Raw genomic sequence first — 18,105 nt, 5'->3', positions numbered from 1 at the left:
CTATGCGAGGTTTGCCGCAACTTCGAACGCTCCAGCGACAGCGACTGCGCCGGGATCGGGCACTCCCGCGAGATCCCTCTCACCCAAATAGGACGCGCGCCCGGCTTTTGCCTTGCGCATCGACTTTGTCGCCTCCGCACCTGCGGCCGCCGCCTTCGCTGCTGTCGCAACATTGCCGGAGGCGAGCGCCTTCAGCGCCGGAGCCAGCGCATCGACCATCGTCCGGTCACCAACAACCGCGCCACCATAGAACGTCATCCGGTCGAGTCCGGCAAGAAGGGCCGCAGCGATATCCGGCTTTTCCGCCATTGCCTTTGCCGCCGCGGTAAAGAAGATCGACATCAGCACGCCGCTGGAACCGCCCATGCTGGTGCCGAGGATATCGCCAATCGACGCAAGTGTCGCCGCCGGCTGGCTGAGCGGCAGGGTGTCGATGCGCGCAAGGATACTGCGGGCACCCGATGCGACGGTGGAACCCGTATCGCCGTCTCCAACACGGCCGTCGAGGCGGTTGAGTTCTCCCTCCAGCGATATCAGATGGTTGCAGAGGGCTGTGATCAGGCGTCGGCTCTGTTCATGTTCGCTCGCTGTCATATGCGCTTTGCCGGTCGAGGCAGGCGCCGCAACGACGGTGATCTCGTGACGTTCGACCACCGGCACCCAGGCATGAGGCGCGACCGCGGCCACCAACGCTGCCTCGCGGTCGGGGTTCAGCCGGATCAGCGAGAGGGAAAAGCCGTTCATATTCAGTGCTGTCATCATCGGTGCCGGGCCGACAACCAATCTGACCTGCTTGGCGATAGAGGAAGATAGAACAGCATTGGCAATAACGGTCATCTCGAGCGGTGGCACGGCTCCGAGATTGTTGATGAGAAGCGCGTGGTCGGCGCCATCAGACAGCGCCGCCGACAGCCGGTCTATCATCGTGGCAACGATATCGGTGACCGGCTGAAGTGCGATCCGCTCGACCCCCGGCTCCCCATGGATGCCAAGGCCGAGCTCGCCTTCGTTTTCCCCCAGGCGATCCTCGTGAACCTGCCCGGGTACACTGCAGGTCGAGAGGGACATCCCGAGTGAGACAATATCCTTTGCTGCGGCGGCGGCATGAGCCGCGACCGTCGCCAGGTCTTCCCCGGCCTCGGCATAATAGCCGGCGATCTTGTGCACGAACAAGGTGCCGGCGACGCCGCGCGGCTGATTGATGTCGGGGATGGCGATGTCGTCGGCGACGATCACCATTTCGACATCGAAACCCTCAGCACGCGCTTTTTCGGCGGCAAGACCGAAATTCAGGCGGTCGCCCGTATAGTTCTTCACGATCAGCAAAGCGCCGCTCGGACCGGTGACCGCGCGGATTGCCGTCAGCACCGCGTCAACACTCGGCGAGGCGAATATCTCGCCCGACACCGCCGCAGTCAGCATGCCCTTGCCGACGAACCCGGCGTGTGACGGTTCGTGTCCCGCCCCGCCGCCGGAAATGACCGCCACGTTTGATTTGTCCCAGTCAGCGCGCAGGATCACCTTGATATCGGGAAACGTATCCAGACGGGCAAGACGGCCCTTGCCGGTCGTCAGAAGCAGGCCATCCAAGGCTTCCGTAACGATGTTTTCCCTGCGGTTGAAAAAGTGCTTCATTGATCGATACCCGTCTGTTTGTCTTGCCTGCCATAATCGGTTCGTTTGACGTTCAGGAGAGACGCTCTCCGCTCGCGCCGAAATAAAGAGGATCACGCAGCGTCAGGTTGATCCTGTCGCCTCGCTTGATCGCGAGATATGGATCCGCGAGTGTGACGAGCTTGTGATCGCGGACCTTGATATGCAGATGGTTCTGATCGCCGAGGTGTTCGATCCAGTCGATCTCGGCATTCGCATCCTTCCCGACGACGATATCGAGATGCTCCGTCCTGGCGCCGACGGTCCTGGTGCCGGATGGAGGGTGGCCGCCCGGTAGCAGATCCGCCGGCAGAAGATTGATATGCGGCTGGCCGAGCCGCGCCGCGACATGGAGGTTGGCGGGATTGCCATAGATCTCGCGCGGCGTTCCGACCTGCATCAGCCTGCCTTCGGCAACGATGCCGATGCGGTCGGCCATTGTCATGGCCTCCACCTGGTCGTGGGTGACGTAAAGCAACGTCGAGCCCAGCTCCTTCTGTATCCGCTTCAGTTCGAGGCGGAGCTCCGCCCTCAGCTTGGCGTCGAGAGAGGAAAGCGGTTCGTCCATGAGATAGATCGCGGGCTGGCGCACCAGTGCGCGGCCAATCGCAACGCGCTGCATCTCTCCGCCGGAGAGGCGCGTCGAGCGGTTTTCCAGCTTATGATCGATCCGGACCATGCGTGCCACGTCGCGAACGCGGCGATCGATCTCGTCGCTGGTGAGCTTTCGGATCGGTGCCCTCAGCGGAAAGGCGAGATTTTCGTAGACCGTCATGTGAGGATAGAGCGAATATTGCTGGAAGACGAAGGCAACGTCGCGTTCCGCCGGTGCCTCGGTGCCGACATCGCGGCCGCCGATCTCGATCCGACCCGTATCGGGCCTTTCCAGACCGGCAATCAGCCGCAGCGTCGTTGTCTTGCCGGCGCCTGTCGGCCCCAGCAGCACGACGAACTCGCCGTCGTGGATCGCAAGATCGAGATTGGAGAGGGCCTTCGTTTCGCCGAAGCTCTTGTTGAGGCCCTTGAGAACGACATCAGCCATGATGGGCCTCCTGATACAATGCCGAAGCGACCGCGCGGCCCGACGTGCAGTCAAACAGCGCAAGGCTTGAATGGTTGAATTCGAGCCCGACCGTCTCGCCGATGCGGAAATTCCTGTTCGCCGGAACGCGTGCCTTGATCAATCCGCTTGAGGTTTCGACAGCGACGACCTGGTTCGTGCCAAGATACTCGCTGCCGTAGACGGCGCCGCGAAGCGGCGAGGCGTCGCTGAAACGTATATGCTCGGGCCGAACGCCAAGCGCAAGCTCGCCTTCGGCCATGTCCTGCCTGACCTCGGGAACGGCGATGTCGACGCCATGGAGCGTGACGGAGCGCGCACCCTTTTGAAGGCCTGCATTGAAGCGCATGAAGTTCATCGGCGGTGAGCCGATGAAATCGGCGACGTACATGGTCGCCGGCTTGCTGTAGATCTCCTGCGGTGTCCCGAACTGCTCGATGACGCCGTGGTTCATGACCGCGATCTTGTCGGCCATCGCCATTGCCTCGTGCTGGTCGTGGGTAACATAGACCGTTGTCGCGCGGATGCGGTTATGCAGTTCGCGCAGTTCATGGACCATGACCTCGCGGAATTCGGCATCGAGCGTTCCGAGCGGCTCGTCCATCAGGAAGCACTTCGGCCGGCGCACGATGGCGCGGCCGAGCGCCACGCGCTGGCGGTCGCCGCCGGCAAGGCCGGAGACTGACTTGTCGAGAATGTGGCTGATCTGCAGCAGGCGGGCGGTTTCCTCCACGCGGCTCCGGATCTCGGCTCTCGGCATTCCCTGCGAGAGCAGGGGGAAACCGATATTCTTGCGCACGTTCATGTGCGGATAGAGCGCAAAGAGCTGGAAGACAAAGGCAATGTCGCGGGCGCTGGCGCGGTTGAAGGTGACGTCTTCTCCATCGAGGTAGATCTTGCCGCTGGTCGGAAGCTCCAGCCCGGCGATCATGCGGAGCGTTGTCGTCTTGCCGCAGCCGGATGGTCCGAGCAAAGCGAGGAACTCGCCGTCATGAACGACGAAGCTCGAATCCTGAACCGCGACGAAGCTTCCGAACTGCTTGCGCAGATTTTCGATCCTGATGTCCGCCATGGTTCACTCCGGAAACTTCGAGACGATGATGAACATGACGGTTCCCGCAAGGAGGGTGACCAGCGAATAGGTGTAAAGTACCAGCAGGAAAGGTTGGAACAGCATCAGGAAGCCCGTCGCGATCAGCACCGTGGCTATATTTTCCATCGGCCCGCGGCGCAGGAGGAGCGGCCGTTTGGGACGGGTAGGGGGTTGCGTGTCGATCCGGTGTGTCATTTGCGAACTGCTCCGAAGGTGATGCCGCGCAGCAGCTGCTTGCGAAGGAGGATGGTGAAAACAAGGATCGGGATCAGGAAGATCGTCGTTCCGGCGGCCACGGCCGGCCAGTCCTGCCCGCCTTCGCCGATGATCGTCGGGATAAAGGGCGGTGCGGTCTGGGCCTCGCCCGAGGTCAGGAGGGCCGCAAACGCGTATTCGTTCCAGGCGAAGATGAGGCAGAAAATGGCGGTTGCGGCGATCCCGGTCGTCGCTTGCGGCAGGACGACCTTGCGAAAGGCCTGCAGTCGGGTGTAGCCGTCGATCATCGCCGCTTCCTCGTATTCGCGCGGGATCTCGTCGATAAATCCCTTGAGCAGCCACACGGCGAGCGACACGTTGACGGCCGTATAGAGGAGGATCATGCCGAGAGCGGTGTCTGAAAGCCCGAGCTCGCGATACATCAGATAGATCGGGATCGCGACAGCGATCGGCGGCATCATGCGGGTCGACAGGATGAAGAACAGCAGATCGTCGGCCAGCGGTATTTTGAAGCGGGAAAAGCCGTAGGCGGCAAGCGTCCCCAGGAAGACCGCGAGGAAAGTGGAGCCGAAGGCGATGACCAGCGAATTGACAAAGCGCGGCAGGAAATTCGAGGGGCCGGCGATCACCATGTTGCGCTTGCGCGTCACCTCATCGCAGGTTCCCGTCGGCTCCGGCAGGGAGGCGATGTATTCGGGCGTCTGGCGCGTTCTTGTGGTGAGCAGGTTGCAGTAACCCTCTAGCGTTGGCGAGAAGACGATCTTGGGAGGATAGCTGATGGAATCGGGCGGCGACTTGATGCTGGTCAGGAAAATCCAGACGAGCGGGATCAGCGTGATCAGCGCATAGAGGATCACAAGGGTCCCGGCGATGCGCCGGCTGGCGAGGCTCGGTGCGACGACCGAATGGGCTGATGTAAAGGAGCTCATCGTTGCTTCACCTTGTTGAGGGCCTTGACGTAGATGTTGGCGAGGCCGAACACCGCGACGAAGAGGACGATTGCGAAGGCGGAAGCCCGGCCGGTTGCCCAGCTTTCGAACGCAGTGCGCTTCAGGGTGATCGACGCGACTTCGGTGACCGACCCTGGCCCGCCGCCTGTCAACAGGGTCACCATGTCGAACATCTTGAAATTCTCGATGCCGCGAAAAAGCACGGCGAGCATGATGAAGGGCAGAGCCATCGGAACGGTAATCGACCAGAACTGCCGCCATGCCGAGGCACGATCAACCTCTGCCGCCTCGTAGATATAGTCGGGGATCGAGCGAAGGCCGGCCAGGCAGATCAGCATCACATATGGCGTCCACATCCAGGTATCGACGATGATGATCGCCCATGGCGCAAGCGACACGCTGCCGAGCATCTGGATGTCAGAGGTCGGAATGCCGGTCAAAAGAGAAACCGCGTAAGCGAAGAGACCGATTTGCGGCTCATAGAGAAACCGCCAGAAATTGCCGACGACCGCTGGAGACAGCATCATCGGGATCAGGATGATGGTGGTCCAGAAAGCGTGGCCGCGAAACTTTCGGTCGATCAGATAGGCCAGTGCGAAGCCGATGACCGTCTGCAACACGATCGTCCAGAAGACGAAATGCGCCGTTGTCTGCATCGCCTGCCAGATATCCGGATCGGTCAGAACGCGTTCATAGTTGCTGAAGCCGACGCCTTGGACGGGCGCATTCGGCCGGTTGGCGCGATAGTTCGTGAAGGAGAGATAGACCGCCCAGAGGAGCGGGAAGATGTTGATCGCGAGCAAGAGGGTAATGGCGGGTGCGATAAACACCCAGGCGATCGCCCTGTCGGAGAGACCGCGGACGCGGCGGGCTACCGATACCGGCGTTGCCCTGGCTGTTGCATCCGCTGCCTTCTCGACGATGGAGGAATGGGAGATATTCAAGATGTCACCTGGTCTTTGCGTATGTGAGACATCTGGCGGCCCGGCCCTGTTGCCGATCCGGGCCGCCATTCTGACGAAGATGTTGCGTGTCCAGCCGGACACTAGATCTTGCCGTCGTCCTTGAAGACCTCGGTCCAGTCCTTCACCAGTCCGTCGAGCGCTTCCTTGGCGGTGCCGTTGCCGGCCACGACGTAATTGTGAACGCGTTTCTGCATGTCCTGGAGAAGGGTGGCATAGCTTGGCTCAGCCCAGAAGTCCTTGACGATCGCCATGGAGTCCAGGAAGGCCTGCGCATAAGGCTGGCTGGCGGCGAAGTCGGGCGCGTTGACGACCGATTTCAGGCAGGAATAGCCGCCGAGTTTCCACCATTTGGCCTGAACCTCCGGCTGGGCGAACCACTTGATGTACTGCAGCGCTGCGTCTTTCTTGTCCGAATAGGAGACGACCGAGATGCCTTGCCCGCCCAGCTGGGCGAAGTGTTCCTTCTCGGCAGGGTTGGGGAAGAAGCCGATCCGGTCGCCGCCGACCTTCTCGTCCTTGTAGAGCCCGGGCCAGGTGAAGGCAAAGTTCATTTGCATGGCGACCTGGCCGGATTTGAACGCGTCGGCGGATTCCACCATATAGACGTTGGAGCTGCCGGGCGGTGTGCAGCAATCGTAAAGGGACTTGTAGAATTCGAGGCCCTTGACCGCGTCAGCCGAGTTGACGAAGCCTTCCATCTCGTAGGGTTTCTTCGGGTTCTCGTACTGGAAGCCCCAGTCGTAGAGGACGTTGGTCACGCCCATGGTGATGCCCTCGGAACCGCGCTCGGTGTAGATGGAAGCGCCATAGACGGTCTTGCCGTCGATCTCACGCTTCTGGAAGAACTCGGCGATCTGCTTCAGCTGGTCGTAGGTCTTGGGGGCCGCGAGCTCCCAGCCGTATTTTTCCTTGAATGCCTTCTTCAGTTCCGGCTTTTCGAACCAATCCTTGCGATAGGTCCAGCCGACGACGTCGCCCATGGCAGGAAGCGCCCAGTAGTTCGGTGAGTTCTTCGGCCATTCGGAATAACCAACGACCGTTGCCGGCACGAAGTCATCCATCTTGATGCCTTCCTTGTCGAAGAAGTCATTGAGCTTGACGTAGTGGCCGTTCTCGGCCGATCCGCCGATCCACTGGCTGTCGCCGATGATCAGGTCGCAGAGCTTTCCATGGGAATTCAGTTCGTTGAGGAAGCGGTCCGCATAGCTCGTCCAGGGAACGAACTCGAACTTCATGTCGGTTCCGGTTTTTGCGGTAAAATCCTTCGACAGCTCGACGAGCGCATTGGCTGGATCCCATGCGGCCCAGCAAAGGGTCAGTTGGTCGGCTTTCGCGAGAGTGGGCAATGCCGACGACAGCACAAATGCCGAGGCAAGCCCAACAAGGGCTTTCGATGTTTTCTGCATAAGTTCCTCCCAGAACCAAAGGCCGGCACCCCGCCGGCGGCACAAGTTCACCCGTTTTCAGAGAATGCCGACATGAACTCCTCAATCATCATGTTTAGCAATATGTTTAGTGATACGCATTTTTATAAACAACGCAAGTCACATTCGTTGCTGCGATGCAGCGTCAGCGCGCCGACAAGGGTTACTGCGAAGCCGACATGCCGCTGAACAGTGTGGAGATTGGACTGGGAAGACATGAGAAGCAGCATCAACAAAATTGCGTAGGGAGGCCACGTTGCAATGTATTTTAGTAAAATATAAAATATTGGACGGAGGGCAAGACGATGCGGACATTCCTCGCGTTACTGCTGTTCTTTGCCGCGCTGGGCACAGCGTCAGCGTCCGGACGGTACATTCATGTCTCTGGCTATGCGTTCAAGACCGATCCCCAGTGTCATCGGACAAAGCCGATCGATCAGTTCGATGCGAGATGCGATGAGCCTGTGCTGGGCTACCGGGATTTCTGTCCACCGCTATGGCTTGCTGGCCTTACGTGAACGGCGCCGATTGAATGATGCCGGATTGGCCACGCCCTACACTCGGTCGGCCGCTGTGCGGCAAGCCGATAGTGCATGGCTGCCGTGCGGAAACCTGCCTACCGTCACTGATAAAACAGCGTATATATAAATCCAACGAAGCGATGCACCTCCTCCCGCAGAGCTTCGCGTTTGCAAGTGCCTCACTCCTCCTCCCAGGGGCACATGCGGGAACAGCAGCACTCCTCCTCCCGCTGCTGTTCAACCTTTCGAAAAAGCCTGCCGCACCTCCTGCGGCAGGCTTTTTCTTTTGGGTGGCGCTGCTATGAAACCGATACCGGCTTTGACCTCAGCCTGCTCGCGGTGGCGGGGTCGGCGCGTCGGCAAAGCTGCGGCGGCAAACCTCTCATGATCAGTTCGGCGTCGGCGACCGCCATCGCACCGATCTCGTAGAATGCGTCGCGCGTGCCGCCCGTGCGGTGCGCCGAGAGAAGCAGGCCGGGAATTGATCGGACAGGATCGTCCGCTCCCACCGGCTCGTCGGGGAAGACGTCGGTTGCGGCCCTGATATGGCCGGAGTTGACAGCGTCGAGCATTGCCGGGAAGTCGACAACGGCAGCGCGGCTCATCAAAAGAAACGCTGCTCCCTGCTGCATCAGTGCAAATTCCCGACGACCGATGAAGCCTTCATTCTCGCTGGTGACGCTCGCAAAGACAAAAACGACGCGACTTTCGCGCATAAGTTCGTCGAGGTCGCTTCTGGTGCAGTCGAGCCGTTCGATCGTTTCCCTGGGAAGCCAGGGATCGAAGACCCTGACGGTATTGCGGAACGGGCGAATGAGTTCCCGCAACTGCTTGCCGAGATCGCCGAAGCCGACAATGCCGACGGAGGCGCCGGAAAACCGGAAGACCCCCTTATTTCCAGCAAGGCCGTATTCTTCTGTCCCAGCGCGAAACGCGCGGTCGGCCGCCGTGATGCCTCGTGCGAGATCAAGTGCTATGCCAAGCGCCGCTTCTGCGACCGGCGATGCGAAGGCTGACGCGGGCGTGATCACCCAGATGCCGCGCTCAACACAGGCCTGATAGTCGATATTCGGCATAAAGTTGGATTCGACGTTGATGATCGCTTTGAGTTTCGGCGCCCTGTCGAGGCGTTCCCTCGGCATATCAGTCTGCCCGAAGATCAGCACAGTATCGGGAAGCAGCGCCTCGACCTGCTGGTCCGGCATCTGGCGATCCTCCGACACGATCACCTCGCCGAGTCCTTCCAACCGCGCACGCACGTCCGGCGTCATGATTAGATCGAGCGTTCGGGGCAACGGATCGACTAGAACGATGTTGCGGCTCATGGTTCCTCCCAGATTTCCTGAATTAAAAACTATCAGTAAAGAGCGTGGAGGAAAGCGTTTTTCGAGAGTGCGCAAAACGCGATGGGGCAGAGGAGTGTCATATGATTTCAATAGCTTATCGAGATTGGCTTGAAATCCCTTCTGTTTTTCCGTCGCGAGCAACCGTCGATGCCAGTTTTGTGCCCTGGCTTCGGGCATCCGTCAACGGGAGGGGCGAGCGGCAATAATATTCGCTTGCGGGACCGAAGTCGCCATCTGGCCGCTGCAGTGCATGAGAGGCTTTCGTACGCCTGACGGCACCCGAAACCCTTAACCATTTCGGCCGTTGAAACATACCGTGCACCTGCCGGAAAGCAGACATTGTCCAGTTTCAAGGTAACGGCATCTTTGCGCCGCCGACAGCGGAAGTAAGCGTCGTCGCCTTCATGTCTCGCCGAAGCTGCTAAAATGCTTCGCGAAGCATCCTTTCTTCATTCTGGGCTACGGGCTCATCGCCACCAAGATGGCCCAGCGGAAAAGTCATGCGAGACTAGGGCTGGTTGACGCGCTTTGTGGAGCGTCTGAAGGAGCTTGTCACTGCGATCCAGACCGCCGTTCTCGCGCCGTGCATATCCGTTGATCAAGTCCTCGAACGCGTCGCGATTGTCCTCACCCGCCGTCACATCTCCGGCAGGCCGGCCTTTCGGAAGCCGTCGACAAAGTGGTCTCGCACGGATGCATCGCGCAGCGGCTGGGAGCCGAGCCAATGGCCGATCGTGAAATGAGGGTGGGCGATCAGGAACAATTCTGCTTCTCGCCGCGCCTCCTCGAGATGACCCAACTGCGCAAGCGTAGCAGCCAGGAATTTGCGTGAGTTGGTACGATACGTGCCTTCCCTTCGGAGTGTAACGGTTGCCGCCTCATAGTCACGCGCGGCGTATTGCGCCTGCCCAAGATGACAAAGATACCAGCAGGTTGGATAGGGATTGAGCCGCAGAGCTTTTTCGATTTGCGCTAGTCCGTCGGCAACCCTGCCGTCCAGCACGGACAGGTCCGACATGGCGGCCCAGGTGTCGGCGTGGTTGGGGTCCAGCTCCAGGGCCTTGGCGAAGGCGGCCTCCGATTCCTCCCATCGGCCCTCATAAGCCAAAATGGTCCCCAGAACGTAACGGCAGCCGGCATCGTTGGGATCTAGGTCGACCGCCTTCTGCGCGAACGTCGCCGCCATCCGACGGTTAGGATCTTCGGGCTCGCCGAAATGAGTCCAGGCAAGCCAACGATTATAGGCGAGCAGACCGAGCGCCTCGGCATATGATGGCTCGAGCTTAACTGCGCGTTGGAGCAGCATATGGGCCTCACGCTCAGTTTGCGGCGACTCTTCCGTCAGGAGGCGGGCGCGCACACACAGATCGTACGCCTCAAAGTTCTTCGGCCGATTGCGCTGCTTCGGGATAGTCAGCCGACCGACGAGGGCTTCAACAATCTTGGCATTAACTTCATCCTGTAATTCGAAAACATCTTCCACCGTCCTGTCAAACCGGTCGGCCCACAAGTGCTGGCCGCCAAGCGCGTCGATCAATTGGGCATTGATGCGGACACGGCCCATTGCGCGTCTGGCGCTCCCTTCCAGGACGTAGCGGACGCCGAGTTCCTGGGCGACCAGCCGTACGTCGACCGGCTTGCCCTTGTAGCCGTACACGGAATTGCGTGCGATGACGAACAGGCCAGCCGTACGGGAAAGGTCGGTGATCAGGTCTTCGGTCAAGCCGTCGACGAAAGGCGCGTCCGCTTCATCACCACTCATATTCGTGAACGGCAATACAGCGATCGAGGGACATTCGGGCAGCGGCAATATGCTCTGCAGCGCATCCGGCCAATGCCACACGTGGACCGGGCGAGTCAGGTTCTTTAGGTAGCGTTCGCCTGCATCAAAGAACCGGTCGCTGATCTTGCCGATGATCTCGCCGTGAACTTTGGCTGAAATGCAGATACCTCCCGGTGCGGCCTGCGTCTCGAGGCGCGCCGCGACATTGACGCCGTCGCCGAGGACGTCTGAACCGTCGTCAATGACATCTCCCAGATTGACGCCTACACGCAAAAGCAGGTGCCGGTCTCCGGAAGCCTCAACGGTAGTGGTGGCCCGTTGCATTTCCAGCGCTGCCGCGACCGCGTCCACCGCGCTACCGAATTCGATTAAGAATCCGTCGCCCATGACCTTGAAGATGCGACCGTTGTGGCGAATGACAGCCGGCTCGATAACGCCAGAACGGAGTTCCCTGAGGTTCGCCAGCGTTGCGACTTCATCAGCCTCCATCAGGCGTGAATATCCCACCACATCGGCAACGACGATGGCGGCAAGGCGACGCTGAATAGATTGATCCGTCATGTGAGGACAAGCCTAACGACCGATTTAACAAGTTATTGTTCAACCGCGGGTGAGTCAACAAGTGGTAAGAGGTAATGTCCGGGCGATCTCCACCTCCATCGGGCCGTCATCCTTCTTTGTGACCGACAGCGTCGAGGTCGACGACACGGAAATGAGTATCCACGGAAAGCGGACGGTTCTTGAACGTCTGGTGATGGGCGGCGACAAGCCGCGACGGAGCCAGCAGTGGCTGGAGAAGTTAGGGACGTGGTCCCCGTCGGTTTAGTAAGTGATCTGGGATGTGGTGCGCATGGGGGTGCACCCTGCGGTTCACGAATGATCTCGGGGATGCGCGGCAGGTTACCCTTGTTTTCCCTGGTGAAGCAGACATGGCCAAGGGGAAGATATCGAGGCTTACTCGGATCGGAACGGCGCTTGTCGGGCTTTCGGTGGGACAGTCCATCGATTGGGTCGCTCGAAATGGACTGATCCATCGCCTGAAAGCTGCTGTCATTCAAGAGCTTGACAGCCATTTTCCGGCATTAGCGATAACAATCGAAAGCGACGAAGAGCAAGGTTTGTTTTAATTTCCCTTCGTTCCGGACGGTAGCCATCGCAAATGGCTTTTTTCATCACTAACTTCCTCCTCCGAGACCAAACAGATAATGACCCACTTTGAGGGTTGCATGCTTCTGGGATAAGATCTATATGAACCATCAAAAGGTGCGCTATGGACTTAGAGCTTGAAATCCATCACGACGGCAAATGGCACGTCGGAGCGGTGGTCGAAATAAAGGAACCCGATCTCGGCGCAATCGGCGGGACGGTCCTGACGTACGACTTGGACTACTGGATGGAGAACGTCGGCAAAGATCTGGAGAACAACCAAACCACACGAGACCTGCGTGCTGTATCGGTAGCTGACCCAGTTGACCTTGAGAACCATCGCCGGAAAACTTGGCCCCCATTTCTTCTAGATCTTATGCCGAGCGGCCGAGCAAGAATTCGCCTGGCAGAAGCGCTAAAGATCGACCCGGACGCCAAGACATCGGAGCTGCCATTGCTTCTGCGAGGAGCCGGAAGCCCGGTTGGCAATGTTCGGATAAAGCAGGCAGCAAAGCTGGACGCGGAGCGGGTCGCTGGCCTGGCCAAGGTTGGCGTAACAGAGGAGGAAATCTTCGGCCGAAGCGACCGGTTCATCGAGATCGTGGACTACTTCTCGATCATCGCCTCTGGCTCCAGCGGATTGCAGGGAGTGTGGCCCAAGGTCGCGATGACCAAGGCGAAGGATGGACTCTATTATCCCGACCCCTTGGTCGAAGATGCCGACGCAGTAGACCACGTAATCGTCAAACTGCTTCGCAGCAGTAGCGAGCGCGATGCGACCATCCTTTCAAGCGAGGCGATCTATGCGGCGATCGCCAAGGAAATTGGGCTGAATGTGGATGAGCCGTCACGCCATGAAAATGGGGTATTGGTGATCCCACGCTTCGACCGGCGGATTGCTGGCGATGGTGTTCTGCGCCTTGGTCAGGAAAGCATTGTCTCGGCTGCAAACATCGCTGAGTTCGCCTACCTCGGACGGCATGAGCAGTATATCGACGTTCTCAAGGCGGTCTCGTCCCATCCTTTTGCCGACATCGTTGAATACGTCAAACGTGAGGTTGCTAATCAAGCACTGGGCAACAGCGACAACCATGGTCGAAATACAGCGCTATCGAAGAGGGTCGACCATACAGTGGGCCTTTCGCCCTTGTTCGACTTCGCTCCCATGCGCCTAGCTCCAGAAAGCATCGCACGTTCAACTCGCTGGGGCGTCATGCTCAAGACCCATAGCGACCACATGCCGGACTGGAACATCATTGCTGAAAGCATTTTCCCGGATGATACGACACTGGCCGGAAAGCTCATCGACGAACTGGCGGAATTCGCGACCAAACTAGAAACCGCACCTGGCTTGGCTAAGCAGCTGGGGGCGCATGAAGACGTGCTGACAATTGCCATGAGCCGCTGCGATGAGATCGTAAGGTCGCTTGATCGTCCTGCCAAATATGGACTTTGATTGTGCCTAAGTTGCGAAAGCCAACCAGAGAAGAGATCAACGCTTATCGAAAGCGCCTGAACGAGCGAGCGGAAGCAGGCGCTCTACGGTACCCGTTCGCTGTATCCGAAATTCGGAAAACCATGGGATTGACCCAAGAGCAGTTCGCGAACCTTGTCCAGATGACCCGACGACAGATTGCTGAAATCGAACGTGGTGAGGCGAACCCTACGGTGGAAACGTTGCAGAGGATTGGAAAGGTCTTCGGCTTCACTGTAGGTTTTGTACCGAAAAACCCCAGCGACGACGAGCCAGAGCCCGCTTTGAAAATATAAAAGCCTGGTTTTGATCATTCAGTGATGGTCAACACGAACCTCTTCGATACCTGCGGGACGCCACAAGCAGGCACCGTGGTCGCGCGACCGCCCAAGCACCCTAAGTCTAGCGATCCGCTACGCAAGGATGACGGTTTCTCCCCCTATCGGCTTTGCTGACGGCCGAAATACGCCCGCGGCTTTGGCCTGAATGCTGTATCTGAATGGTGATGTCATTGCCGAGCGCTTTCAGCGAAGTGAGCGTGAGCAGACGCCAGACAGAGTACTCCTTAAAAATGCCGTTCACGATGCGAGATACGTCTGCTGCTTGAGCCCGGTCAACTTCGCGGTCACTGCCTGCGACAAGTCCAATTCCGCGACCGCGACCGCAATCTGGTTGGCCAGATATAACTTGGCCCGCGACTCGGCGGGTTTGCCTTGCCCTCAAGTTTTATCCAATTTTGAGTTCGCTCCAGCGGTTTTGGGTTGCTGTATTCGGGGCGATAGACGCGGGTGGTGGTGCCGAGCCATTCCGGCTGCGCACCGCACCACGTCTTGGATTGATGGTCTGAGCGAACTCGCAAAAAAAGTGTGCCCGACGGTAAGAAAGCCGCCTGACCAATGGCCGACGGCTTTTAATTGAGAAATCCTTTTGACCTACAAGCCCGTGAGACGCATGTGCTTCTCCAGATGGCGATCGCCGCTGATATGACTATTCGCGGCTTCAATGTCGTCGAGATCACTTTGGTCAGTTGCACGTTCAGCACGCCGATGTTCTCGTCAAACTTTTCGATCTTGCGCGCACCGAACAGGGGCACGATCTAAGGCTTCTGAGCAAGAATCCAGGCGAGTGCCACCTGCGCCGGCGTTGCTCCATGGCGTTCGCCGATGGCTTTGATAAGGTCGACCAGCTTTCGGTTGGCGTCAATTGCGTCAGGCGCAAATTCCGGGATCGAACTGCGCATCGGGTCGAGCGCAGTCGTGCTATCGATCTTTCCTGTAAGGAAGCCCTTGCCGAGTGGCGAGAACGGCACGAGACCGATGCCTAGCTCCTCAAGCGTTGGGATGATCTCTGCTTCCGGCTCGCGCGTCCACAGCGAGTATTCACTCTGGAGGGCGGCGACGGGCTGGACGGCATGGGCGCGGCGGATCGAACCCGCTCCTGCCTCGGACAGGCCGAACCAGCGAACCTTGCCCTCGGCAATCAGGTCCTTGACGACACCCGCGACGTCTTCCATCGGTACGTCGGGATCGACACGGTGTTGATAGAGGAGGTCGATGTGATCGCTCCTCAGACGCTTGAGACTGCCCTCGTCCGCGCTTCGGATTTGCGCTGGCTTGCTGTTGACACCGCCACGCTGAACGCCAGGTCTCCTGGTCGATGACCCAACCGAACTTGATCGCGACCTTTACCCTGTCGCGGACAGGTTCCAAAGTCTCTCCGACCATCAGTTCGTTGGTCCAGGGACGATAGACTTCCGCCGTGTCGAAAAAGTCCATGCCACGATCGGCAGCCGTTCGGATCAAAGTGATCATCTCTGCCCTGTCGGGAAGTTCACGAGCTTTTCCGTACCCCATTGCTCCAAGGGAAAGCGCCGAGACTTGAAGTCCCTGTCCGAGTGTCCGCTTTTGCATCTGCGTGTTTCCTTTCAGTTTCGTGCTGCTCAAACGTGAACCGTCCCGTGATCTATCGTCAGCGGTAGTGTCATTGACGTGCGCGCAGTATGGTGAGTTCGACGGAGTCTGATTGCCCCAGAACATTCGTTCACTCCCGAGAAGGAACATTTCGACCCGCAAACACGTCCTTGACGATTGGCATGGCGGAGAAGACACAAGGCCATCCCGAATAGAACGCGATTTGGGTCAGGACCTCGGATGCCTGATCCCGCGTCAGCCCGTCCATGGCACGGCCGAGATGGTAGGCAATCTGGGCCACCTGTCCCATGGCGATCAGTGCCGCGACCGTGACCAGGCTACGGTCGCGAGGTGCCAGATGGGGACGAAGCCATAGGTCCTTGAACAGCACATCCGCGGTGTAGCGAACGACGCCCGGCGAGACGTCGCCGAAGTTCGCCTCCACCGACGTGGCGCGCTGCGCCTCGGCGATCTCGTCGAGTGGCAACAACTGGGGCGATGCCGCTGGTTCTGTCGTCCTTGATATCGGTGGTCGCCTCCGTCGCAACAACGGCGGTGATGCATCAGACGATCCCCGGGGGCTTTCGGCCGGTCACCCACCATTGAAGAAGGTTCCCTCACACACGCAAAATTGGCTTTCTCAGTTTCCCTGAAGATCGCCACAGAGGCCTACAGTGCGCGATTCGAGGGCGCCACCCGGGGGTGCCGGATGAGCGGGGAACACACGCCCTTTTGGCAGTACGGGCCGTGCTAACATGACCTATGCGCGGTATCATCACCCGACCGTCCGCGCCGGTCAGTCCGCAGCTCAATGCTATTCCCCGCCTCAGCCAGGATCGTTGCAAGCGTCTTGCGCAGTCCATGCGCTCTCCCGCCCACGCCGGCTTCAGCACAAACTCCCCGAACCAATCCCCAAAAGCGGCCGCGCTCTTGAACGGTCGCCCGTGAACCGATGTCACCAAATTACACCAAGTGCGTCGTTTGGTGATTCTCCAATGCCGGATCCGCAACATCCCGTACGGCACAATCGCGGCGCCGTCCTGGCGTCCCGTCCACCTCGGCAACGGCGTTAAGCCACCCGAGGGAAATGACTTGAAAGACCTGGCAATCGAGTACGCCCTGCACGAGAACATCGCGCTCCCGAGCACTAAGGCCGAGCAGCGGGACGCGGGCGGAGGCGATAGGCGTCTGCAACTGCTGGCACAACTGCGCATCCCCGAAATCAAATGGATGCAGCAACGGTTCATAGACCTGCGCACCGGCGCCTATCAGCACAAGCGGAGCATGACTTCAGTGAACAACGCTAAGGCACCTAATTCCGGCCTCTTGTGCCGCGCGGATCAGTGCGTCGCGAGCAGCTGCCGGCGAGATCAAGCCGTTGATGGCGTCGAGACACGCCTTAACCGCGACAATGTATTCTTCGCCATCGTCGTTCGGCCATCTGGTGATGAGCATCTCCGCGGCGTCTTTGAGGGTCCGCACTGGCTTGTATCGCTCCTGATCGTTCCAGAAGAGCGCCAACGGGGGAAATTCTGTGCATGTGTACCGAAACATTACAAGTGGTCTCCACGCAGTGAGTGTTTCAGTAACCTTGCAAGTAACGTACCGAATGACGTGGCAGCATGAACGCCGACCCGCGCGACATGAGACCGGAAGATAAGCTCACCGCCGATGAGCTCGCCGACCATTTCGGCCACGCTGACGAAGTGCAGGAGGTTCCGTGCAACATCGAAGCGGAGCAGGCGTTGCTCGGCGCCATCCTGGTCAACAATGATGCACTAGCCGTTCTCCGCGTTCCGATCGAGGCCAACCACTTCTATGGGCGGCTGCACCGCGACATCTTCGAAGCGATCACCTGCCTTCACAAGGCGGGCCGAGTAGCGAACACCGTTACCGTCAAGAGCTATGTCGACGACGTCCAGGTCGGCGACATGATGATATCCCAGTATCTCGCCCGCCTGACACGTTAGGCGGTCACCGTCCTGAACGCACCCGACTATGCCCGGGCGATCATCGAGACTGCCGCCCGCCGGGCCTGCATAGCTCTCAGCCAGATGTTGGAACGGACGGCCTTCTCCAAGGACCTCGACATCATGGACGAGTTCGAGGCGCTTAAGGCGAAGTTCGAGGACGTCTCTCGCGCGCTCAATGGCGAAACCTACACCCGTAGACCGCCCCAAAAATGGCGTGGAGGCAGGGATACTGTCGCGTCTCCTGTTCATCTGCCATTAAGTGCCCGATCATAATCCTTCTCACAGGTTCAATTCTGGACTTGGGCAACGGGAGACGGGTCTTGATCAAGTACAAGATAATTATTGCAGGATGCATGCTGGCCGTGAGCGGCGGATTTGCCAGCGCTCAGACGGCGGGCGATTGGGTGTTGGGGAACTACAAAGGCGCAAGATACTGGTTCCCAGGCGTTGCCGAGAAGGTTGGCGGCGGAAAGGTTACCATTCGCTATGTGTTGGTTTCCACGCAGAACTGAGCCGGTTGGGCGCATAATTTCCATTGAGAATTGAGCCATGTGAACCTTCCCCCCAACGCGGTGAGCGACGGGGGCAACG

The 18,105-nt window shown here is 59.1% G+C and carries 15 protein-coding genes and 4 pseudogenes; 6 read left to right on the top strand and 13 right to left on the bottom strand.

Going from position 1 to position 18,105, the window contains the following annotated elements:
- The 9 genes from ASC97_RS07405 to ASC97_RS07360 all read right to left on the bottom strand — a co-directional run bounded on the left by ASC97_RS07405 (position 1) and on the right by ASC97_RS07360 (position 11,572).
- On the bottom strand, positions 1-1,635 hold the full coding sequence (locus ASC97_RS07405; protein ID WP_057467712.1) for a dihydroxyacetone kinase subunit DhaK: 1,635 nt from the start codon (positions 1,633-1,635) through the stop codon (positions 1-3).
- A 52-nt stretch (positions 1,636-1,687) separates the two neighbouring features.
- On the bottom strand, positions 1,688-2,695 hold the full coding sequence (locus ASC97_RS07400) for an ABC transporter ATP-binding protein (protein WP_057467711.1): 1,008 nt from the start codon (positions 2,693-2,695) through the stop codon (positions 1,688-1,690).
- Positions 2,688-3,785 (bottom strand): ABC transporter ATP-binding protein, encoded by a 1,098-nt coding sequence (locus tag ASC97_RS07395; protein ID WP_057467710.1) that lies wholly within the window; start codon positions 3,783-3,785, stop codon positions 2,688-2,690. Before ASC97_RS07395 ends, ASC97_RS07400 begins: the two co-directional genes overlap by 8 nt.
- A gap of 3 nt (positions 3,786-3,788) precedes the next feature.
- Positions 3,789-4,001 carry a hypothetical protein gene (locus ASC97_RS07390; protein WP_057467709.1) on the bottom strand — a complete coding sequence of 71 codons (213 nt, stop codon included), beginning with the start codon at positions 3,999-4,001 and terminating at the stop codon, positions 3,789-3,791.
- Positions 3,998-4,951 (bottom strand): carbohydrate ABC transporter permease, encoded by a 954-nt coding sequence (locus ASC97_RS07385; protein ID WP_057467708.1) that lies wholly within the window; start codon positions 4,949-4,951, stop codon positions 3,998-4,000. The genes ASC97_RS07390 and ASC97_RS07385 overlap by 4 nt, the downstream gene beginning before the upstream one ends.
- Positions 4,948-5,916: a carbohydrate ABC transporter permease gene (locus ASC97_RS07380; RefSeq protein ID WP_200959446.1), complete on the bottom strand. Its 969-nt coding sequence runs from the start codon at positions 5,914-5,916 to the stop codon at positions 4,948-4,950. Before ASC97_RS07380 ends, ASC97_RS07385 begins: the two co-directional genes overlap by 4 nt.
- A 101-nt stretch (positions 5,917-6,017) precedes the next feature.
- A complete protein-coding gene (locus ASC97_RS07375; protein WP_057467706.1) occupies positions 6,018-7,343 on the bottom strand; it encodes an ABC transporter substrate-binding protein in 1,326 nt (441 codons plus the stop codon).
- Positions 7,344-8,181: 838 nt separating this feature from the next.
- A complete protein-coding gene (locus ASC97_RS07365; protein WP_057467704.1) occupies positions 8,182-9,207 on the bottom strand; it encodes a hydroxyacid dehydrogenase in 1,026 nt (341 codons plus the stop codon).
- A 658-nt stretch (positions 9,208-9,865) separates the two neighbouring features.
- Positions 9,866-11,572 carry an adenylate/guanylate cyclase domain-containing protein gene (locus ASC97_RS07360; protein ID WP_057467703.1) on the bottom strand — a complete coding sequence of 569 codons (1,707 nt, stop codon included), beginning with the start codon at positions 11,570-11,572 and terminating at the stop codon, positions 9,866-9,868.
- A 61-nt stretch (positions 11,573-11,633) separates the two neighbouring features.
- On the opposite strand from ASC97_RS07360, the gene ASC97_RS07355 reads away from it, so the two are divergent.
- The 4 genes and pseudogenes from ASC97_RS07355 (at position 11,634) to ASC97_RS07340 (ending at position 13,927) form a co-directional block, all read left to right on the top strand.
- Positions 11,634-11,837, top strand: a complete 204-nt coding sequence (locus ASC97_RS07355) for a hypothetical protein (protein WP_113001029.1) — start codon at positions 11,634-11,636, stop codon at positions 11,835-11,837.
- 28 nt (positions 11,838-11,865) lie between these two features.
- Positions 11,866-12,138 (top strand): annotated as a pseudogene (locus ASC97_RS07350) (GreA/GreB family elongation factor); the annotation flags it as partial.
- 143 nt (positions 12,139-12,281) lie between these two features.
- Positions 12,282-13,613: a type II toxin-antitoxin system HipA family toxin gene (locus ASC97_RS07345; RefSeq protein ID WP_057467701.1), complete on the top strand. Its 1,332-nt coding sequence runs from the start codon at positions 12,282-12,284 to the stop codon at positions 13,611-13,613.
- Positions 13,614-13,615: 2 nt separating this feature from the next.
- The gene (locus tag ASC97_RS07340) at positions 13,616-13,927 is read left to right on the top strand and encodes a helix-turn-helix transcriptional regulator (RefSeq protein ID WP_057467808.1); all 312 of its coding nucleotides are present in this window, start codon (positions 13,616-13,618) and stop codon (positions 13,925-13,927) included.
- Between the two features lie 430 nt (positions 13,928-14,357).
- Here ASC97_RS07340 and ASC97_RS33790 read toward each other — a convergent pair.
- From ASC97_RS33790 to ASC97_RS07320, 4 genes and pseudogenes are all read right to left on the bottom strand, one after another.
- A pseudogene (locus ASC97_RS33790) lies at positions 14,358-14,486 on the bottom strand (IS3 family transposase); the annotation flags it as partial.
- A gap of 77 nt (positions 14,487-14,563) precedes the next feature.
- Positions 14,564-15,541: pseudogene (locus ASC97_RS07335) on the bottom strand (aldo/keto reductase).
- Positions 15,542-15,671: 130 nt separating this feature from the next.
- Positions 15,672-16,049 (bottom strand): annotated as a pseudogene (locus ASC97_RS07330) (carboxymuconolactone decarboxylase family protein); the annotation flags it as partial.
- A 782-nt stretch (positions 16,050-16,831) separates the two neighbouring features.
- The gene (locus ASC97_RS07320; RefSeq protein WP_057467699.1) at positions 16,832-17,095 is read right to left on the bottom strand and encodes a DUF982 domain-containing protein; all 264 of its coding nucleotides are present in this window, start codon (positions 17,093-17,095) and stop codon (positions 16,832-16,834) included.
- Positions 17,096-17,163: 68 nt separating this feature from the next.
- Between ASC97_RS07320 and ASC97_RS07315 the strand changes: the two genes are divergently transcribed.
- Both ASC97_RS07315 and ASC97_RS07305 read left to right on the top strand, forming a co-directional pair.
- Positions 17,164-17,511 (top strand): DnaB-like helicase N-terminal domain-containing protein, encoded by a 348-nt coding sequence (locus ASC97_RS07315; RefSeq protein WP_057467698.1) that lies wholly within the window; start codon positions 17,164-17,166, stop codon positions 17,509-17,511.
- Between the two features lie 323 nt (positions 17,512-17,834).
- Positions 17,835-18,026: a hypothetical protein gene (locus tag ASC97_RS07305; RefSeq protein WP_057467696.1), complete on the top strand. Its 192-nt coding sequence runs from the start codon at positions 17,835-17,837 to the stop codon at positions 18,024-18,026.
- Positions 18,027-18,105 lie beyond the last annotated feature (79 nt).

Origin of the sequence: Rhizobium sp. Root1203 (assembly GCF_001424945.1) — a bacterium.
GTDB lineage: Bacteria > Pseudomonadota > Alphaproteobacteria > Rhizobiales > Rhizobiaceae > Rhizobium.
The sequence above is the reverse complement of the archived record's forward strand: the minus strand, read 5'-3'. Positions and strand labels throughout refer to the sequence as shown.